The sequence below is a fragment of the Phocaeicola faecicola genome (assembly GCF_013618865.1).
Taxonomy (GTDB): Bacteria; Bacteroidota; Bacteroidia; order Bacteroidales; family Bacteroidaceae; genus Phocaeicola; species Phocaeicola faecicola.
Genome location: NZ_JABSOE010000063.1, coordinates 1 through 20,098, shown reverse-complemented (window position 1 = coordinate 20,098; position 20,098 = coordinate 1). Strand labels below are relative to the sequence as shown.

The 20,098-nt window shown below is 47.9% G+C and carries 13 protein-coding genes; 2 read left to right on the top strand and 11 right to left on the bottom strand.

All coding sequences use genetic code 11. From position 1 onward, the window contains the following. Positions 1 to 2: 2 nt before the first annotated feature. Together H3001_RS15160 and proB are read right to left on the bottom strand one after the other, a co-directional pair. The gene (locus H3001_RS15160; RefSeq protein WP_181215375.1) at positions 3 to 560 is read right to left on the bottom strand and encodes a helix-turn-helix domain-containing protein; all 558 of its coding nucleotides are present in this window, start codon (positions 558 to 560) and stop codon (positions 3 to 5) included. Between the two features lie 240 nt (positions 561 to 800). Continuing rightward, positions 801 to 1,889 (bottom strand): glutamate 5-kinase, encoded by a 1,089-nt coding sequence (gene proB / locus H3001_RS15155; protein ID WP_181215374.1) that lies wholly within the window; start codon positions 1,887 to 1,889, stop codon positions 801 to 803. A gap of 159 nt (positions 1,890 to 2,048) precedes the next feature. Here proB and H3001_RS15150 point away from each other — a divergent pair, with 159 nt between their 5' ends. After that, entirely contained in the window at positions 2,049 to 2,831 is a 783-nt protein-coding gene (locus H3001_RS15150; RefSeq protein WP_181215373.1) for a Cof-type HAD-IIB family hydrolase, read from the top strand. Positions 2,832 to 2,953: 122 nt separating this feature from the next. Here H3001_RS15150 and H3001_RS15145 read toward each other — a convergent pair whose 3' ends face one another. The 9 genes from H3001_RS15145 to H3001_RS15105 all read right to left on the bottom strand — a co-directional run bounded on the left by H3001_RS15145 (position 2,954) and on the right by H3001_RS15105 (position 19,044). Beyond that, the gene (locus H3001_RS15145; RefSeq protein ID WP_178244886.1) at positions 2,954 to 5,146 is read right to left on the bottom strand and encodes a GH92 family glycosyl hydrolase; all 2,193 of its coding nucleotides are present in this window, start codon (positions 5,144 to 5,146) and stop codon (positions 2,954 to 2,956) included. 92 nt (positions 5,147 to 5,238) lie between these two features. Further along, a complete protein-coding gene (locus tag H3001_RS15140) occupies positions 5,239 to 6,210 on the bottom strand; it encodes a type I phosphomannose isomerase catalytic subunit (protein WP_178244884.1) in 972 nt (323 codons plus the stop codon). A 121-nt stretch (positions 6,211 to 6,331) separates the two neighbouring features. Next, positions 6,332 to 8,542: a GH92 family glycosyl hydrolase gene (locus H3001_RS15135; protein WP_246368645.1), complete on the bottom strand. Its 2,211-nt coding sequence runs from the start codon at positions 8,540 to 8,542 to the stop codon at positions 6,332 to 6,334. A 135-nt stretch (positions 8,543 to 8,677) separates the two neighbouring features. Beyond that, the gene (locus tag H3001_RS15130; RefSeq protein WP_178244880.1) at positions 8,678 to 9,649 is read right to left on the bottom strand and encodes a glycoside hydrolase family 130 protein; all 972 of its coding nucleotides are present in this window, start codon (positions 9,647 to 9,649) and stop codon (positions 8,678 to 8,680) included. A 39-nt stretch (positions 9,650 to 9,688) separates the two neighbouring features. Continuing rightward, on the bottom strand, positions 9,689 to 11,035 hold the full coding sequence (locus H3001_RS15125) for an MFS transporter (protein WP_246368644.1): 1,347 nt from the start codon (positions 11,033 to 11,035) through the stop codon (positions 9,689 to 9,691). A gap of 200 nt (positions 11,036 to 11,235) precedes the next feature. Next, a complete protein-coding gene (locus H3001_RS15120) occupies positions 11,236 to 13,503 on the bottom strand; it encodes a GH92 family glycosyl hydrolase (RefSeq protein ID WP_178244876.1) in 2,268 nt (755 codons plus the stop codon). 6 nt (positions 13,504 to 13,509) lie between these two features. Beyond that, complete coding sequence (locus H3001_RS15115; RefSeq protein ID WP_181215370.1) at positions 13,510 to 15,792, bottom strand: GH92 family glycosyl hydrolase; 2,283 nt, start codon at positions 15,790 to 15,792, stop codon at positions 13,510 to 13,512. Continuing rightward, positions 15,782 to 16,774, bottom strand: a complete 993-nt coding sequence (locus H3001_RS15110; RefSeq protein ID WP_181215369.1) for a FecR family protein — start codon at positions 16,772 to 16,774, stop codon at positions 15,782 to 15,784. The genes H3001_RS15115 and H3001_RS15110 overlap by 11 nt, the downstream gene beginning before the upstream one ends. A gap of 44 nt (positions 16,775 to 16,818) precedes the next feature. Next, positions 16,819 to 19,044 carry a GH92 family glycosyl hydrolase gene (locus tag H3001_RS15105; RefSeq protein WP_181215368.1) on the bottom strand — a complete coding sequence of 742 codons (2,226 nt, stop codon included), beginning with the start codon at positions 19,042 to 19,044 and terminating at the stop codon, positions 16,819 to 16,821. A 163-nt stretch (positions 19,045 to 19,207) separates the two neighbouring features. Here H3001_RS15105 and H3001_RS15100 point away from each other — a divergent pair, with 163 nt between their 5' ends. Next, entirely contained in the window at positions 19,208 to 19,735 is a 528-nt protein-coding gene (locus tag H3001_RS15100) for an RNA polymerase sigma-70 factor (RefSeq protein ID WP_178244868.1), read from the top strand. The last annotated feature ends 363 nt before the right edge of the window (positions 19,736 to 20,098 follow it).

Below are 20,098 nucleotides of genomic sequence, written 5' to 3'. Positions count from 1 at the left end.
TCTTACTGCATGACTACCGCCAGGAAACGGACGGTCTTTCCATCCAAAGCCAACATACCATGCGGTTTGCTGGAGTCGAAATACAGGCTGTCTCCCGGATTAAGAATCAGTTCCTTTCCGTTGATATTCAACAGCATTCTACCCTCTATCACCAGATTGAATTCCTGTCCGGTATGTGTATTGAAATAAATCGGAGTACCTTCCGGCTTGGGTTCTACCGTCACGATAAACGGATCGGCCTTACGGTTCTTGAATCCGGAAGCCAGAGACTGGTATTTATACGCCTTGGTACGCTCTACAGAAACCCCTGTTCCGCGGCGGGTAAGGAAATAAGCACTCATCTTAGGCTCTTCCCCAAACATCAGCACATCAAGAGAAACCCCGTACCGGGTTGCAATTTTCTGCAGCAAACTGACAGACAGGTCACTTTCTCCCGATTCCAGCGACCGGTAATGCTCTTCGGCAATTCCACAGGCAGCGGCTACCTCTTCCACTGTCAGGTCAAGTGCTTCACGTAAGCCTTTCAAACGTTCTGCGATTTGTTTTATCTGTTCATCCATAGTTCGATTTTTAATTGTGTGGTCAAAATTACAAAACATTATGCAATCACCCAGATTTTTTCTACTATTTTCTTTTGAAAGATGTCATTTTTTATCAAAATACACATTTTCTCTATCCATGAGTATCACTTTGATTTCAATGGAGGCACAAGCAAGCCCGTACTGCGAATGACAGGCGGACACTGCCGGTACCCCCGGCAGGTCCAGACGGAAAGGACCGTATGCCGTCCTCCGCAAGAGTCAAAGATTTTCCAGATACAGATAATCACAATGCACCAGAGCCTTCCGTCCGTGCTGCCCCAACAGGCGCAGGGCCTCTTCCGAAGAGACAGCGATCCGCCCCACTCCAATCTGCCGGCCCGCATCGTCTGCGATTCTTACAATATCGTCCTTTTCAAAGGTACCCGATACCGAAGAGACTCCTACCGGAAGAATGCTGGCCGCCACTTCACGGCGCAGAGCAGATACCGCCGCTGCATTCAGCTGCAGTACCCCTTTGGCAAAACTCTCGCTATGGGCAATCCATTTCTTGACACTCGACACATTATCCTCCGAAGGGATGAAGCGGGTACATAAGGTGGTATCGGGATGCCGCATCAGATTGAGAAGGATGTCCTCCTTTTTCCCGTTGGCGATAATCACCGCAATGCCTTCGTCCGCCACCTTACGGGCAATCCCTACCTTGGTCTGCATGCCTCCCCTGCCCAGGCCGGATTTTTCGGTCTGAATGTAGTCGGACAAGTTTTTTCCGGGAGCCACCTGACGGATGACTGCACTGTCGCGATCGGAAGGAGAGCCGTTGTATATCCCGTCTACATTGCTCAAAATAATCAGGGCCTCCATTCCCATCATCGTGGCAATCAGCCCGGAGAGTTCATCATTGTCGGTAAACATCAGTTCGGTGACAGACACCGCATCGTTTTCATTGACAATCGGAATGACACCGTTTTCCAGCATCACCTGCATGCAGTTGCGCTGGTTCAGGTAATGACGGCGGGTAGCAAAACTTTCTTTCGTAGTGAGGACCTGCCCGACGGCAATCCCATGTTCCCGGAACAACTCATAATACCGGTTGATCAGCTTGGCCTGTCCCACAGCCGAAAACAGTTGCCGCTGTGCCACGCTGTCTAGTTTCCGGGAAAGCCGTATCTCTCCCCGTCCCGAAGCCACTGCTCCGGAAGAAATCAGTACAATCTCCACCCCCTCCTTGTGCAGCTCTGCCAGCTGGTCGACCAGGGCCGACATTCTTGTAATATCCAGGGTTCCATCCTTGCGGGTAAGCACGTTGCTGCCCACCTTTACCGCGATTTTCGTAAACTGCAAATCCATAATGCTTTCTGATTATCTCTCCGGCAAATATAAGTTTTTGAGTCATATATTCTTGCAAAGCCCAAATAAAACCTAAATTCCCTTGCCACAAATAAAATCAAACCGCATATTAAAACAAATTTCATACCTTTGCAGCGTTTTATTATCCGGTTTTCAATTATGGTTCAAGCTATTTTTTTTGACATCGACGGCACGTTAGTGTCGTTTCGCACACACGAAATTCCTCAGTCTACCCGAAAGGCGCTGAAGGAGTTGCGCAGCAAAGGTATTAAGTTGTTTATTGCGACGGGAAGACCCGAAACCTTGATGAGAGAGGCCATAGGAGACCTCGAATTCGACGGATTCATCATTCTGAACGGGGCGCACTGCTTTACGGCCGACCACCGGCTCATACACAAGACACAGATTCCGGCCGATGACATCGAACGTCTGATCAAGTACTACCACGAGCATCCGGAAAATCCGTTTGTCTTCGTACATGACGACCAGTGGTTCATTACTCATATCAACGAGGCCGTCAACCAGGTGACGGAACTGATTCAGATTGAACTGCCCCCTGTCTATCCGGTGGAGCATGCAAGAGGCAAGGAAATCATTCAGATGATGGGATATTTCGGGAAAGAGGCGGACGAGGAAATATTCGGCAAGGTGCTGCTGCACTGTGAACCGATGCGGTGGAACCCGCTGTTTACAGACATCATTTCGCGCGGAACCAGCAAGAGCCAGGGCATCGATCATGTACTGGAATATTTTCACATTCCTCTTGAAAACACACTGGCCTTCGGCGACGGCGGAAACGACATACCGATGCTGGAGCATGCCGGAATCGGAGTGGCTATGGGAAATGCAGCTCCTGAGGTACAGGCTGCTGCCGACTATGTAACGACTTCGGTGGATGAGGACGGTATCCTGAATACCCTGAAGCATTTCGGCATCCTGTAAGTCGCCGTATTCCGGAGCAATTGTCTTGCCGGACGGCCTCATCAGGCACCATATACATAAAAACGGAGAGAAGCCTCCTCGCGGGACTTCCCTCCGTTTTTTATTGTTGCCGTACGACAAACTTATTTCATACGGTATACCAGTGTACCACCTTTTACAATGTCTTCGTGACGGATGAACTTTTCAGTATAAGGCTCACCGTTCAGCGTAATGCTGTCGACGTACTTATGTTCCTTGGACAAGCCTTCTGCGATGATGGTAAAGGTCTTTCCATCGGGCAGGTGAAGTACGAATTTCGGGAGCTGAGGAGCACCGAACACGTATTGCGCACTTACCGGACTTACCGGATAGAATCCCATTGCCGAGAACATGTACCAGGCAGACATCTGTCCGCAGTCGTCGTTTCCGCACAGACCGTTCGGCTTCGGCAGGTACTGCGTATCAAAGATCTCACGGATCAGCTCCTGCGTACGTTCCGGACGACCGGCCAGCGCATACAGATAAGTCACATGGTGACTCGGTTCATTACCATGAGCGTATTGTCCGATCAGTCCGGTCACGTCGGCCTGAGTCGTTTCCAGTTTCACGGTAAACAAAGAATCCAGTTTCTTCAGGAACGGTTCTTCTCCTCCCATCAGGGCAATCAGTCCCGGCACATCGTGCTGTACATGCCAGGTATACTGCCAGGCATTTCCTTCCGTATAGTCACCTCCTACGCTCTCGGCATGTCCTACCTGACTCGGATTGAAAGGAGACTTCCAGGTTCCGTCGGCCTTTTTCGGACGCATGAAACCGGTAGAAGGATCGAAGAGGTTCTTATAGAAATCCGCACGTTTGGCAAAGTAAGCCGCATCCTCGGTCTTACCCATGCGGGCAGCCATATCAGCAGCAGCATAGTCATCGTATACACTTTCCAGTGTAGAAGAAACCGATTCCGATTCAGTCAGGTCGGTCGGGAAATAACCATATTTCATGTAGTTCTCCCAGTTGGACTTCAACGGATGAGAAACTGTCTGAGTCTGCTTAATTGCATTGAAAGCACGTTCGGCATCAAAGCCACGGAAGCCCTTGGCATAAGCCTCAGCAATGACAGATACCCCGTGGTTTGCAATCATACAGAAGTTTTCCTTGCCCCACAGGCCCCAGATCGGCAGGAAGCCCTGTACTTCGGCCTGATCGACCATGGAGTTGACAAAGCCGTCTACACGTTCCGGCACCATCAGGGTATAGAACGGATGAGCCGCACGATAAGTATCCCAGAAAGAGAAAGTAGAATAGAATTTACCGCCGGTTGCCTTCACTACAGAGTCAGCAGCGTTCCGGTAACTTCCGTCTACGTCCGAAATTTCATTCGGCTGGATCAGTGCATGATAGAAGCTGGTATAGAAGTTCGTCTTCTGGTCGTCGGTACCTTCCACCTCGATGCGGCTCAGGTAACTGTTCCAGTCGCTCTTGGCAGCCTGACGGGTAGCCTCAAAGTCCCATCCGGACATTTCAGCCTCCATATTGGCCTTGGCACCCTCTACGCCTGTAGTCGACAACGCAATCTTCATCATCAGCTGATCTCCCTGCTTCAGGTCGAAGCTGCTCACAATGCGCTTGCCCTTTTCTGTCTGCTGCATCGGCAATTCGAACGTTTCCGCTACAGGACGGTTGAAACGGATGACAAAGAAATAATCCTGGTCCACCCACACCTTGTTGTTGACATGGCCAGTCAGGGTAGAATCGTTTTCCCAGTTGACCTCACACGACTGCACCTGAGAGTGGTACTGGTCTTCATTCCACGCCGGACCGTGCTGCAAGTCAATCAGCACAGAAGCCGAATCAGCCTGCTGATACGTATAACGGTGCAATGCCGTATGCACGGTAGCTGTCAGTTCCGCCTTCACTCCGGCGTCATCCAGCGTTACCGTATAATATCCCGGAGTAGCACTCTCCGAAGTTTTCTGGAAGCGGCTGCGGTAAGCATCCCAGGCACGGTGACGGTTGCCTGTCACAGGCATCACCAGGATATCTCCCAAGTCCATACATCCGGTTCCGTTCAGATGTGTCTGAGTGAATCCCCAGATCAGTGAATCTTCGTATACATATTCCGAGCAATATCTCCAGCCCACAGCCCCAGTAACCGGACTGGTCTGGATCATACCGAACGGACGGCAGGCTCCCGGGAAAGTATGTCCGTTATCGGCCGCTCCGATGAACGGATTCACATATTGTGTAAAATCGATGGATACCGATTCCTTGTCTGCAGTAGCGCAACTGTAGCACACTCCCGCCAGCAGCGCAGCCGGCAATAATCTGACTAGTTTTTTCATATATTAGGTTAAATGAATCGTTAAATAAAAAAGGTCTGCCTGCCACTCCAACGCACATGAACAGGCAAACCTTTTATGTATCTGATAAGCTATTAAACGTAGGTTTCGAGGAATTTCACCTTACCTTCGGGAACCACCTGAAGCGACTGAGTCGTTGCAGGGAAGAGCACTGACTCACCTGCCTTCATTTCTACGCGGTTGCCTTCGTTGTCGGTTACCGTACAAGCACCTTCCATACAGATATAGATTACGAATGAATCGAGTTCGCTGTAATCCATAGACATGTTTTCAGTCAGGTCGTATACAGAAGTCGTGAAGTAAGGACAGCTGACCAGGTCCACCGGTTCGTTCTGCTTCGGAGTATAAGCTGTACGATAATCACTTTCTACGTGATAGTCGATGGCTTCCTTAGAAAGTTCAGTATGCAGTTCACGGGTATTTCCGTTCTTGTCCTTACGGTTGAAGTCATAGATACGGTAAGTGATGTTAGATGTCTGCTGGATTTCAGCGATGAAACATCCTGCACCGATGCTGTGGATACGTCCAGCCGGCAAGAAGAACACGTCTCCCGGTTTTACAGCATAATCAGCCAGGGCATCACAGATGGTATTATCGGCAATCATGGCAGTATACTGGTCGGGAGTGATTTCCTTGCTCAGTCCGGAACGCAAGTGTGCTTTTCCTTCCGCATTGTCAATCACGTACCACATTTCAGTCTTACCCATTGAGTTATGGCGTTTCATAGCCAGTTCATCATCCGGATGTACCTGGATAGAAAGGTCATCCTGTGCATCGATGAACTTGATCAGCAACGGGAACTTGCCGTTAAAGCGCTTGTAGTTGGCTTCACCCACCAGTGCGCCCTTGTATTCAGCCACCATCTGAGTCAGGTTCTTGCCTGCATCAGCACCGTAAGCTACAACTGATTCATCACCCGGAACATCCGAGATTTCCCAGCTTTCGCCTACTTGTTCCTGCTGGATATCCAAATTCTTGAACGGAATGATCTTGTTACCTCCCCAAATGGTAGATTTTAATATGGGGTTAAATTTTAATGGATACATAGTCTTATATTTTTTTAGATTGTTGTCAAACAAAATAACGGGACCTCTCCCCGATTCACATGTAGCGCAAATATAGTGAAAAAGCAGATTTCCCCCGTTTCAATACAGGGGAAATCTTTCTTTATTTCTTATAAAAACGCAAAGTTCCTGCTTTCAGCAAATCATTGTGGTTGATACGGTAACCGCATTTCTTGCCTCCCATCTCAATGGACTTCACGTAATCCGACGGAGCATCGGGATTCGCGACCTCAATCACCAGCTGGTCGGTACCGTGATACTTCGGATCGAGCTTGATGGTCACCTTGTCGAAGGTAGGCAGAGTCAGCGTATATTCCGGCACACCCGGGCAGTCGGGATACAGTCCCATCATGCTGAAAATAGCCCATGCCGACATCGTTCCGGCATCATCGTTACCCGGAATACCGTCCGGCTTGGTAGTGAAGTATTTTGCCAGCAGTTCCTTCACCAGTTTCTGGGTACGCCATTCCTCACCCTTGAAATAGCTGAACAGATAAGGATAGGCAATGTCCGGTTCGTTGGCCGGATCGTAATACCCCTTGTCGAAGATCATCTGCAGCTTGTTGACAAAGTTCTTTTTTCCTCCCATCAGTTTGGCCAGTCCCATTACATCATGAGGAACATAGTAAGTATAGTTCCATGCATTGCCTTCGTGGAAACCGGGACTCGGTTCAAAGTTCTCGCCCTGTTTCGGATCGAAAGGCTCGTAGAACTTGCCGTTCGGCAAGATCGGACGCAAGGTACCAAACTCCTTGCAGTAGTAATTCTTGTATCCCATGGAACGGTTGTAGAACAGCTTGGCATCTTCTTTCTTACCCAAAGCCTTCGCCAGTGTATAGAGCGAGTAATCCGCAATATAATATTCCAGAGCATGAGATACGGAATTGTCGAACTGCTCCATCAAAGGCACATAACCTTTCGCCATGTAATCATCGTTGTCCGGACGCATCAGGTTGTCTTTGCCCGGCATCGTTGCCGATTTATACATCGCCTCATAGGCCAGTTCGATATCAAAGTCACGCAAGCCCTTCATCCACGTATCCACAATGACCGGCAGACTCGGGTCACCTTCCATGGTCAGTGTTTCCCGTCCATAGAGTTCCCATTTCGGCAACCATCCATGCTCGCGGTACATGTCGATCATGGTACGGACCATATTGATCTGACGCTCCGGATACACCAGTGTCATCAGCTGGTGCAGGTTGCGGTAAGTATCCCAAAGCGAGAATACCGTATAGCGGTCGCCCTGAGTAGTCAGAATCTGGTCGCCCTCCATCTGCGGATACTGTCCGTTTACATCCTGCAGGATGTTCGGATGAATCAGCGCATGATACAGTCCCGTATAGAACACGGTCTTCTGTTCTTTCGTGCCACCTTCTACCTGAATACGGCCCAGGTCATCGCTCCAGCGGTTTCTTGCCTCCTGATGGATTTCGGCAAAATGTCTTCCATGCTGTTCCTTGTCGAGGTTCTCACGTGCATTCTCCATGCTCACGAAAGAAACTCCCATGGCCACTTCAATCTGTTCTCCCTCCTGAGTATCGAAGGTAAACCAGGCTCCGATATCGTCGCCGGCAATCTCCTTGTTGTACTTGGTATACAACTTATATTTACCCTGGTCCTTGTCCCATTCGGCTTCTACCCCATACATCGGACGCTGTTTTTTCCAGTAACCAGCCTCCACCGGTTTCTTGTTGATGCGCATTACGAAATAGATGGGGAACACAGCCTGCGGATTGTAGCAGAACGTACCCAGTACCTTCATACCCTCAATCTCACAGTCATTGACCTTTCTCATGAAGGCCCCCGTTTCATTGGTCAGTCCCTCTCCCAGGTTCAACAGGATATGACTCTTTCCTGCCGGGAAAGTAAAACGGGTAAGTCCGGTACGCGGAGTAGCCGTAGCTTCCGCCAGGACATTGTATTTTTTCAGCGAAATGGTGTAATACCCCGGATTCGCATTTTCCTTCTCATACTTACTGCCGTAGTTGCGGTAATCCACATCGAGCTCGCCCGTAGTCGGCATCAGCAGCAAAGAGCCCAGTTCCGGACATCCCACACCACTGAGGTTGACGTGTGAGAAACCCGTGAAAAAGCTGTTGGTATACTCATAAGGCGTAGACCACCACCGGGCATCCTTGTCATAAGTATTATCGGCCGAACCCATCACGTTGAAAGGTACTACCGACATCATTCCGTTCGGACACACCGCTCCCGGATTACAAGTACCGAAATTAGTCGTTCCGATAAAAGGATCCACAAAATCCACCGGATCCTGCGCCTGCGACACATTCAGTGCAAGCACTCCCAACATCCACACAAAAAGACGTTTTATCTGCATATATTACTTTTTTAAAAATGAAAAGGAGACTGCTCAAACAACCTTTCCGTCATTCGATACAGTCTCCCTATAGCTTGTAATATCAAAAACTCAAGAAATAATCAAGCATTAAACGATTGACGTACGCTTTACAAAGTCAATGATTTCAGAAATATATCCGAAAGCCATACCTACTACAGTATCGGCTGCACCGTAATATACTGCTACTCTTTCACCATCCTGCAAAGCTGCACACGGGAACACTACGTTAGGCACGTCACCCTGCAATTCGTAAGGAGCAGCCGGAGCCAGCAGATAATCGCGGGTACGGTACAATACCTTTTCCGGATTATCCTTATCCAGGATCACAGCACCCATAGAGTAGCGGAATCCGTTACAAGTAGTGATTACTCCGTGATAGAACATCAGCCATCCTGCTTCTGTCAGGAAAGGAACAGATCCGGCACCGATCTTCGTACACTGCCATGCACTTTCCGGGAACGGAGTCACTTTCATCACACAACGGTGTTCGCCCCAGTATTTCATATCCGGGCTATAGCTGATATAGATATCACCAAACGGAGTATGACCGTTGTCGCTCGGACGGCTCAGCATGGCATACTTGCCATTGATTTTCTGAGGGAAGAGCACTCCGTTACGGTTGAACGGCAGGAATGCATTTTCGCACTGGAAGAATTCCTTAAAGTCGAAAGTATAAGCAATACCGATTGTAGGTCCGTGGTAACCGTTGCACCAGGTAATCCAGTAACGGTCTTCAATCCATGCCACACGCGGGTCATATTTATATTCCGATTCAATCATTTCAGTGTTTCCGGCCTTGAACTGAATCGGTTCATGATTGATTTCCCAGTTGATACCATCCTTGCTGAATCCAGCAAAGATATTCATCTGAACAGCTTTGTTATCACAACGGAATACGCCGGCAAAACCATCCTTGAATGGAACTACGGCACTGTTGAAGATACTGTTAGAAGAAGGAATATGATAACGACCGATGACGGGGTTCTTAGAATAACGCCACATCACATCTGTACATCCTTCAGGACGGTCTTCCCAAGGCATTTGAAATTTTTCTGTCATAACTGTATGGATTAATTATGTATAGTTTAATAACCAGTATCATTCACGTTCTCCTTCAATCAACGTACCGTCTGCATGGTATTTGAAAGGAACAAAATAAGTAATCAGGAAAGCCGGAATGGTAGCAATCAGCACGAAGATGAAGAAAGGCTCATATCCTCCGGGCTTGTCGAACCACTCGCCCAGTTTCTCGCAGACCCATCCGCTCAGCATTCCCGGTATCATCACTCCCAGGTTCATGATTCCGGAAGCAAAGGCATAGTGTGCCATCTGGTGCTTTCCAGGGGCTACCTGCTGCATCATGAACAGGGTCAGTCCCACAAATCCGAAACCGTATCCGAAGTATTCAAACACGATACCGCCACAGATCAGCAGTCCGTTTTCCGGCTGGAAGATTGCAAAGAGGGCATATACCATAAAAGGCAGGTTGAAGATGCAGCAAAGCGTAAACAATGTTTTTCTCAATCCTCTTGAAGAGATATAATAACCGGCCAGCAACGAACCCAGCACAAAGGCTGCAGCTCCGTAGGAACCGTAATACAGACCGATTTCCTTTTCACTCAATCCGAGACCTCCGATGGCTCTGTCGGCTTTCAGGAACAAAGGCACCACCTTCATGACAAAGCCTTCGGCAAAGCGGTAAAGGATAATGAAGAACAGATAATATACAATGTGACTCTTGCGGAAGAAATCGAGCAGTACGTTGCCCAGTTCCGTCATGACTTCCTTTGCCGAACGGCGTTCCGCCTTATTCTTTTTCTGTTCACCGGAAGGAAGCATAAAGAGGTGATAAATACCCAACAGCACCATTACCACACACAGGATGGCCATGATAATCATCCAGGCTTTCTGGTTGGCAGACAGCAAGGTCTCACTGTCGGTAGCTCCTCCCGAATATCTTTCAATCAGGGTTCCGGCTAGGTAAACCAGTCCGCCTGTCGCCACAATCTTGGCAATATTGTAAAAGGCACCCTGCCAGCCGATGTATTTGGCCTGCTCGGAAGCCGAAAGTTCACTCATGTACACTCCGTCGCACACAATATCGTGCGTAGCTCCACTGAAGGCAATCACCGCCAGCAATGCGATAGAGATACTGAAAAAATGCGGAAGATTCAACGAAAATGCCACCAGTCCGAAGGTGATACCTGTCACCAGCTGGGTGAGAATCACAAAAAACTTCTTGGTCTTGAACAACTCCAGGAACGGGCTCCATAACGGCTTCAGTGTCCATGGAAGCAATATCAGTGAAGTCCAGAAGGTAATCAGCTTATCCTCTACATTCAACCCCTTGAACATCAACACAGTTACCATGTTCAATACGACAAACGGCAAACCCATGGCAAAGTAAGCGGTCGGTACCCAAGTAATCGGACTTCTTTTTTTCATATTCTTAGTTTCATTGTAATCCATAGTATCATTCATTAAACTGACCAAAGATAGCAATCTAAAATGGAATAATCTTTAATTGGTTTAATCGGAAAATGAATATTAACATATTTTTAAACATTCTCCAATCCTCCCAGATGCAAACAAGGCTTCTTTACCCCATTCAGGGAAGAAGCCTTGTCTGTATGCATCAGATTCAATTATTCCTTGCTGAATGAATAAGGAGCATCTTCGGCTGCGACACCTCTTGATTTGTTAGGTTTATTTCCCATTTCAATATCAATGACACTTCCTTCCATCAGGTCCTTGTGAGTCAGGTAGTTCTTGGTATAATCACCTCCGTTCACCTTCATGTGCTGGATATAGATATTGTCCGCACTGTTTGCCGGTGCATTGATTTCCACCTGCTTGCCGTTTTCCATGTGGATGACTGCCTTCTTGAACAGCGGAGCGCCCAGTACATACTGGTCGGTACCCGGACATACCGGATAGAATCCGAGAGCAGTGAACACATACCATGCAGAAGTCTGACCGTTATCCTCGTCACCGCAATAACCGTCAGGGGTCGGTGTATACATACGGTCCATTACCTGACGCAACCAGTACTGAGCCTTCCAAGGAGCCTTCGCATAGTTATACAGGTAAATCATGTGCTGGATCGGCTGGTTACCGTGAGCATAGTTACCCATATTCATGACCGTCATCTCACGGATTTCATGAATCGGGAATCCGTAATAGCTGTCGTCAAATACAGGAGGTACGGAGAATACCGAATCCATCATGGAAACAAAGACCTCATCGCCTCCCATCAGGTCGATCAGTCCCTGAGGATCGTGGAACACCGACCACGAATAATGCCAGCTGTTACCTTCTGTAAAGGCATCTCCCCACTTCAGCGGAGAGAAAGGAGCCATAAACTTGCCATCCTTGTTCTTGCCACGCATCAGCAACGTTTCTTTGTCAAAAAGATTCTTGTAGTTCATCGCACGTTTGGCAAAGAGCTGGACTTCCTTCTTCGGACGCTTCAGTTCCTTCGCCAACTTATAGATACACCAGTCATTGTATGCATACTCCAGGGTGCGGGCTGCATTTTCATTGATCTTTACATCATAAGGTACATAACCCAGCTTATTGTAATACTCATAACCCAGACGGCCGGTAGAAGAAACCTCCGGATGAACGTTTTCCGTACCGTGAATCAGTCCCTTATACAGGGTTTCCAGGTCATCTACCTTCACCCCTTTCATATAAGCGTCAACCAATACCGAAGCCGAGTTGTTGCCAATCATACAACCACGGTGTCCAGGGCTGGCCCATTCCGGGAAGAAACCGCTTTCCTTATAAGTATTGATCAGACCTTCCTGAATTTCTTTGTTGACAGAAGGGTAAATCAGGTTCAGCAAAGGGAACAGACAACGGAACGTATCCCAGAAACCGGTATCGGTATACATGTATCCCGGAAGCACCTCTCCGTTATAAGGACTGTAGTGAACCACCTGTCCCTGTGCGTCAATTTCATAGAACTTACGCGGGAAGAGCAGCGAACGGTACAGACAAGAATAGAATGTACGGTACTGGTCGAGGTTGCCGCCTTCTACGTCAATTCTGCCCAGAACCTTGTTCCATGCCTCTTTACCCTGTGCCACCAATCCGTCGAAGTTACCGTCGCCCAACTCTTTCAGGTTCAGCATCGCCTGCTCCGGACTGATGAAAGAAGATGCCACACGTACATGCACCTGCTCGCCCTTCCGGGTAGAGAATCCGATGATTGCACCTGCATGATCGGTCTGCTGTTCACCCACATTCTCCTGCAGCACACTGTCGCGTACCGTAGCCTGATAAGTAAACGGCTTATCGAATTCAATGACAAAATAATTCTTGAAATTAGCCGGAACCCCTCCGCTGTTACGGGTAGAATAACCCACGATACGGCGGTTGGCTGCATCAATCTTGATATATGAACCTTTGTCGAACGCATCGACTACCACATACGAATGTTCGTTTTCAGGGAAAGTAAAACGGAACATTGCCGCACGCTCCGTAGGAGTCATTTCGGCCACCACATCATGCTCTGCCAGATATACCTTGTAGTAATATGCCTTTGCCACTTCTCCCTTATGAGCAAACCAGCTGGCCCGCTTATCCTCGTTGAACACAGGAGCGCCGGTCACCGGCATGATGGAAAACTGTCCGTAGTCGTTGATCCACGGACTCGGCTGATGAGTCTGCTTGAAACCCCGTATTTTGGTTGCCGTATACGTATATTGCCAACCATCCCCCATCTTGCCTGTCTGCGGAGTCCAGAAGTTCATACCCCAAGGACGTGCAATTGCCGGATAAGTATTTCCGGTCGACAGTTCAAATGTCGATTGCGTTCCTACCAGAGGATTCACGTAGTCGGCATAATCAGTTGCCTTAGTAAAACTAAAGAAACCGGCCAATAAGATTAAAACAAATAATTTTTTCATGGTCTATTAGTTAGTTGTTACCCCCCATTGAGTGGGCTGATTAGTTAAAGTTAATTCCAATACACTTCCGTTCATGATGTCCTTATGCTGCAGGAAAGGCACCGTCAGCGGTTTTCCGTTCAGCGTAGCAGACTCAATGTATTTATTTTCCGGAGAATTGTTCTTGGCAATCACCGTAAACACTCCCCTGCCCGGCAAGTTCACCGTTACCTTATCGAACAACGGACGTCCGATAGAATAAACCGGTTTTCCCGGACAAACCTGATAGAATCCCATAGAGTTCAGTATATACCAGGCAGACATCTGTCCACAGTCCTCATTGCCCGACAGACCGTCCGGCTCATTGCGGTACTGCTCCTTGAACACCCGGTCAATCAATTCCTGAGTCTTCCACGGACGATTGACATAGTTGTACAAATGTATGATATGATGACTCGGTTCATTACCGTGTGCATACTGTCCGATCAGTCCACTGATATCGGCCGAAACTTCCGTTCCTTCCAGCGAAGAATCTGCCGTAAACAGCGAATCCAGTTTACCGACAAACGCCTCTTCTCCCCCCATCAGTGCTACCAGACCTTCGATGTCATGCGGCACGAACCACGTCCACTGCCAGGCATTTCCCTCACAGTAGTCATCGTTCCGGTGGTTGGAAGCTCTCGGATTGAACGGTTCCCGCCATTCACCCTTCGAATCCAGTCCACGCATGAAGCGGACAGAAGGATCAAAATACAGTTTATACGCCTTGGCCAGTTTGGTATACCGTTCAAAGTTGTCATAATCCCCAACGCCATCGGCCAGCAAAGAGATACAGAAATCATCATACGCATACTCCAGCGCCTTGGCTACCGATTCATTTTCCCGGTCGCAAGGAATATAACCCAATGTATTCTTATAATACTTGGCCATCGGCATCAGATGAGGAAGTACCAGGTCCGGACACTTGATGCCGGTCGTATCGTATTCCGCACTTCTGAGACAAGCCCGGTAAGCTTCCTGCAAATCAAAATCCGCATATCCCTTTGTATAAGCATCGGCAATCAGCGAAGCCGCATGATAACCGATCATGGTTCCCGTATAATTCGATGCCAGGTCCCACATCGGGAAAATACCGCCTTCCTGATGTTTTTTCAGCAACGAATAAATAAACTCATTGTTCAGATCCGGATCGATGATAGAGAGCAGCGGATGCAAGGCACGGAAAGTATCCCACAACGAGAATACCGTGTAGATAGGTTTCTCTACACTTCCCTGATGAACCTTCCGGTCCATACCCCAGTAACGTCCGTCCACATCGGTAAAGAGATTCGGACTGATGGCCGTATGATACATTGCCGTATAGAAAATGGTCTTGTCCGTTTCGTTGGAAGTCTCCACATCAATCTTCGACAAATAACGGTTCCAGTCCTTATGTGCCTCGTTGCGTACCGCTTCAAAATCCCAGTCGGGAATCTCAGCCTCCAGGTTGCGTTTGGCTCCTTCCGTATCCACGGCCGAAATACCCACTTTCGCCAGAACCTGCTCATCCTTTGCCGTCGCAAACTTCAGCAGCACCTTGCAGCGTGGCTGCATTTTTCCGTTGTGGTCCGTGAGCGTGTCACGCACAATCTGATAAGTAAAAGGCTTGGAGAATTTCGCATAGAAACTGACCTGCTGGTCGAAAGCCCAGTACTCCGTCAGTTTGCTACCCTTGATTTCCGTATCACTTACCACTTCCACCTGCATGTCCATATTGGTCTGATGCTGGATAGAATAATCCATGTCAATAATGATTCCGGCTTCCTCCGTAGCAGGGAAGGTATAACGGTGAAAAGCAGCCCGTTTCGTAGCCGTCAGTTCCGCCTTTACCTGATAGCGGTCAAGGAACACCGAATAATAGCCGGGCACCGCCGTTTCGTTCTGGTGTGAGAAGGCAGAAGCATAAGGCAATGTCTGACTGCTGTAGTCCTGAGGATTATACTGCTGTTCTCCTACCGTCGGCATGAACAGAATATCTCCATAATCCGCACATCCCGTTCCACTGACATGAGTGTGTGAGAAACCGTTCATCGTAGAGTCGGCATAATAGTATCCGGAAGAGGCATCCCAGCCATCAATACGCGTATCCGGACTTGGCTGAATCATACCATTGGGAACCACTGCCCCGGGGAACGTATGACCGTGTCCTCCGGTACCCACAAAAGGATTCACATAGGCAGTATAATCTGTTTCTACCGCAGATGGAGCACACGCAGCCAGTGTCAACATGCCGGCTCCGCATACCGTCATCAGAATTTTCTTACTTTCCATTAGAAGTGATAAATATTGTTCCATTATTGATTTTATATTGTAAGTGCATGGTGCCCTTCAGGATGTTCAGTACATCTTCCACTGAATCCTTGCGGCGGATAAACCCGGAATAAGTCGCTTTATGATTGATATTCGGCGAAAGGATGACCTCCATTCCGTAAAGCGTTTCCAGTACCTGGGCAATTTTAAACAGATCCGCATTCTTGAACGGAATCAGGTTATCGTGCCATACGGCATCCAGTTGTACGTCAGTTTCAAGCACCTTCATCTGGCAATTCAGGGAATTCAATGTCACCTTCTGTCCCGGAGAAAGGGTAATCAGGCCTTCGCCCTTATGTCCTTTCACCTTCACCTCTCCCTCGATCAGAGAAGCTTCTGCCAGATGATTCCCCACTGCATTTCTAAAATTGAACTTGGTTCCCAGCACCTGCACGTCCATCGTCAGTCCGTGTACGGTAAAGGGCTGATGTTTATTCTTGGTAACCTCAAAATAAGCCTCTCCCGAGAGAAATAGCGTACGCTCGTTGTCGGCAAATTTCATAGGGTATTTCAGTTCGGTGTTTTCATTCAGCCATACCCGACTGCTGTCAGGCAGCACGAGTTCCAGGGTCTCCCCTCTTCCCGTAGCAGCCACCAGCCATTGGTTCTGTTCGGCTGTCCAGTACCATCCCAGTACGCCCGACAGCGCACACACCACAATGACCACCGCCACGTATCTGACCCAGCGGTGCACCGAGACATACGAACGGGCCATACGTTCTTCAGCCCGCAACCGTTCCATGAGCTTCTTCTCACTCTTTCTGAGAAGAATGTCATTTTCATGTTCCGGCATCCGTCCCAGATGATAAAGTTCCTCCCACTTGAAGAACTGCTCCGCATTTTCCGGGGAACGGTTTACCCACTTCATTACAAGCTGGCGTTCTTCCTCCGAACAGTCCTTCTTGTAAAAGCGTATCAATAATTCATAGTCTATTTTATCCATATCCAATCTTTCACGATAAAATACCTGTCACTCACTATCAAACTTTATTCATACCAGCATACACCCGGTTTGTTTCCCATTTCCATTTCCAGCGTAGCGCCGTCCATAATCTGCTGATGGGTAATACTGCTTTCGCGGTAAGGTTCTCCATTGAGTTTCACCGACTGAATATAGCAGTTTTCACGGCTGACTCCTTTGGCTATAACCGTAAATTTCTTGCCGTTAGCCAACTCCAGTTCCATTTTCGGGAAAAGAGGAGTACCGATTTCATATACGCCGGATACCGGATTTACCGGATAAAATCCCATTGCACTGAATACGTACCAGGCAGACATCTGACCGCAGTCTTCATTACCGCACAATCCATCAGGAGTATTGGTATATAAGTCGTGCATGATCTGTGAGATGTATTTCTGGCCCTTCCAGGGCTGTTTCACTGCATTATACAGATAAGCGACGTGGTGGCTAGGCTCATTGCCATGCGCATACTGTCCGATCATACCTGTACTGAAAATAGGCAGTTTGTCCTTGTCCGTCGGATGGAAGGTAAACATGGAATCCAGTTTCTGAACAAAGCGGTCTGTACCGTCGGTCAGTGCGATCAGTCCGTCTACATCGTGCTGAACCGACCAGAAGTACTGCCATCCGTTGCTTTCACAGATGTGCGGCATATAGTCCTCTGCATTGAAGCCTTCCATGAAGTTGCCTTTTGAATCACGGGGCTGCATGAAAGAAGTCACCGGATTAAACACATTCTTGTAATTTTCCGCACGCTTGTAGAAAGTATCGGCAATGTCTTTCTTTCCCATTTTCTCGGCCATCGCCGCGATGCAGTAATCGTCAAACGCATATTCCAGTGTCTTCGACAACGACCAGTTTTCGGTATTGTACTGATCGTGCAGGTCGTAAGGTATGTATCCTTTTTCCTTGTATACTCCGATTCCCCGGTAATGATCCAGATTGGCCGTTGCCACACAAGCCTGTAAAGCCTTTTCCGCATCAAAGTCGCCAATGCCTTTCAGGTAAGCGTCTGCAATCACCGGCACTGCATGGTAGCCGATCATCATATCCGTTTCACTGGCATAGAAGTTCCACACCGGAAGACGTCCGTTCTGCTCATAGAAGGCAATGAATGACTTCACCATGTCATTCACCCGTTCCGGCTGCGTATAAGTGAACAAGGGGTGTGAAGCACGGTAGGTATCCCAGAGCGAGAAAGTACTGTAGTTCACCCATCCGTCTGTCTGATGAACCTTTTTATCCGGACCGTAATAAGCGCCGTCCACATCGCTGTAAATTGTCGGAGCCAGCATGCTGTGATACAAAGCCGTGTAGAATACGGTCTTGTCATCCACGTTGTCCGATTCAACTTTTATCTTTCCGAGTTCACGGTTCCACACGTTGACTGCCTGAGCACGGTAGTAATCAAAATCATCTTTGCCGGCTTCCGCATTGAGGTTACGTGCAGCTCCCTCCATGCTTACGCCGGAAATTCCGGTAGAAAGTAAAATCTGTTCGTTGTCCTGAGTCGTATAGTCAAAGCGGGCAACTACCCCTTTTCCGATGACCTTTCCTTCCTTCTCAATCGCTACGGTGTCCAGCGTCATATTCTCAAACGGACGAGAGAAACGGGTGCAGAAATAAATTTTCTGATTGCGCGCCCATCCGTCAGAATAACGGTAGCCCCGGATAGTCACCGAGTCCACTTTCTCGATATGAGAATCCTGGGTAGCGTCCCAGTTCATGGCTTTCGACAAGTTCAGGAAAATAGCCGCGTTGGCTTTCGGAAAAGTATATCGCTGGATGCCGCAACGCTCGGTGGCGGTCAGCTCTACATTGATATTGTAATCAGTCAACATTACCTGATAGTAGCCGGCAGTAGCCTGCTCGTTCTGATGAGAGAACTTGGAATGTATTCCCAGCGGCGCTTCAGCTTCGTTGTAAGGCAAGGTAACAGGCATGAAAGAAATATCATACAAGTCTCCTGCTCCCGTACCGGACAGATGCGTATGACTGAATCCGGCAATGGTGCTGTCGGGATAAAAATATCCGGCAATGCGGTCCCATCCAGGCAAGCCGTTATCCGGACTCAACTGTACCATACCAAAAGGAACCTGGGCTCCAGGATATGTATTACCTGTAAAATCCGTACCGATAAAAGGATTCACATAGCATGTATAATCATCTTCCTGAGATGTTGTATTTTTAGTTGATGTGCACGATGCGGACAATACCACCACGGCAAACAAAGAGATTACTTTCCAACGCATAAGCTATCTTGATAAAATTTTCTACTAATATAACAAACATCTCACACAAAACACTTATACCAATAAAAGATAATTACACAATCGGATGAAAAAAATTAATTTGTATGCGTTCATAATAAAGAAATCCTTATTTTTGTATTATTGAGTAATAGTTTGAATGTGAATGATAGACCAATTTGAAAATACATACAAGGACCTATTTCGACAGTATTATTCAAGTCTTCTGTTTTATGCCACACGTCTGGTAGGAGAAGAAGACGCAGAGGATCTAGTTCAAGATGTATTTGTCGAAATCTGGAAGCGTCAGGATTCGATTGAGTTGGGCAGTCAGATTCAATCTTTTCTCTATCGTTCTGTCTATACCAAAGCCATCAATCACCTGAAGCATCAGGCCATTGCCAATAACTATACTGCGGAGGAGGTTGAATTCTATCAAAAGAGGCTGGAGTATTATCAGCCCGACCAGTCTGAGACTATCCGCAGAATAGAGAATAAGGAGTTAAGGACAGAGATAAAAGAAGCCATCAATGAACTTCCCGACAAGTGTAAGGAGATTTTCAAACTGAGTTACCTGCATGACATGAAAAACAAGGATATCGCAGACGTCATGGGGATTTCTTTACGCACCGTAGAAGCTCACATGTACAAGGCACTCAAAATCCTGAGGAAAAAGCTGGAGCATCTACGCTAATGTCTTTTCTGCCATAGATGAAGGCACATTGCCTGCATAAGGCGATATATCCATATAGTTTTCCCAACAGCCACTGCATCGTCTAAGGGACGGGGCAATCGGGTTATCTCGCTTTTCCAGTTCAAGTATATCACAGCAAGTCTGCTTTTCGCAACCAGTCGGTTCTTTAACGATCATCGCTTCTTTCAACGATCCATTCAGAGGTTATAAATAAATCGGAGATATATAAATAGCTGCAGAAGCATACCAACCAATCAGAGGTATACAAACAAAAAAATCCCCGGGGCGTTGACCACTCCGGGGATTCTGAATAAAACGGCGACTACCTACTCTCCCACAGTCTGCAGTACCATCGGCGTGACG

What these genes read in the sequence shown, in the direction of transcription:
- H3001_RS15160 (WP_181215375.1), bottom strand. Translation starts at nt 560, where the DNA reads ATGGATGAACAGATAAAACAAATCGCAGAACGTTTGAAAGGCTTACGT.
- proB (WP_181215374.1), bottom strand. Translation starts at nt 1,889, where the DNA reads ATGGATTTGCAGTTTACGAAAATCGCGGTAAAGGTGGGCAGCAACGTG.
- H3001_RS15150 (WP_181215373.1), top strand. Translation starts at nt 2,049, where the DNA reads ATGGTTCAAGCTATTTTTTTTGACATCGACGGCACGTTAGTGTCGTTT.
- H3001_RS15145 (WP_178244886.1), bottom strand. Translation starts at nt 5,146, where the DNA reads ATGAAAAAACTAGTCAGATTATTGCCGGCTGCGCTGCTGGCGGGAGTG.
- H3001_RS15140 (WP_178244884.1), bottom strand. Translation starts at nt 6,210, where the DNA reads ATGTATCCATTAAAATTTAACCCCATATTAAAATCTACCATTTGGGGA.
- H3001_RS15135 (WP_246368645.1), bottom strand. Translation starts at nt 8,542, where the DNA reads ATGTTGGGAGTGCTTGCACTGAATGTGTCGCAGGCGCAGGATCCGGTG.
- H3001_RS15130 (WP_178244880.1), bottom strand. Translation starts at nt 9,649, where the DNA reads ATGACAGAAAAATTTCAAATGCCTTGGGAAGACCGTCCTGAAGGATGT.
- H3001_RS15125 (WP_246368644.1), bottom strand. Translation starts at nt 11,035, where the DNA reads ATGAAAAAAAGAAGTCCGATTACTTGGGTACCGACCGCTTACTTTGCC.
- H3001_RS15120 (WP_178244876.1), bottom strand. Translation starts at nt 13,503, where the DNA reads ATGAAAAAATTATTTGTTTTAATCTTATTGGCCGGTTTCTTTAGTTTT.
- H3001_RS15115 (WP_181215370.1), bottom strand. Translation starts at nt 15,792, where the DNA reads ATGGAAAGTAAGAAAATTCTGATGACGGTATGCGGAGCCGGCATGTTG.
- H3001_RS15110 (WP_181215369.1), bottom strand. Translation starts at nt 16,774, where the DNA reads ATGGATAAAATAGACTATGAATTATTGATACGCTTTTACAAGAAGGAC.
- H3001_RS15105 (WP_181215368.1), bottom strand. Translation starts at nt 19,044, where the DNA reads ATGCGTTGGAAAGTAATCTCTTTGTTTGCCGTGGTGGTATTGTCCGCA.
- H3001_RS15100 (WP_178244868.1), top strand. Translation starts at nt 19,208, where the DNA reads ATGATAGACCAATTTGAAAATACATACAAGGACCTATTTCGACAGTAT.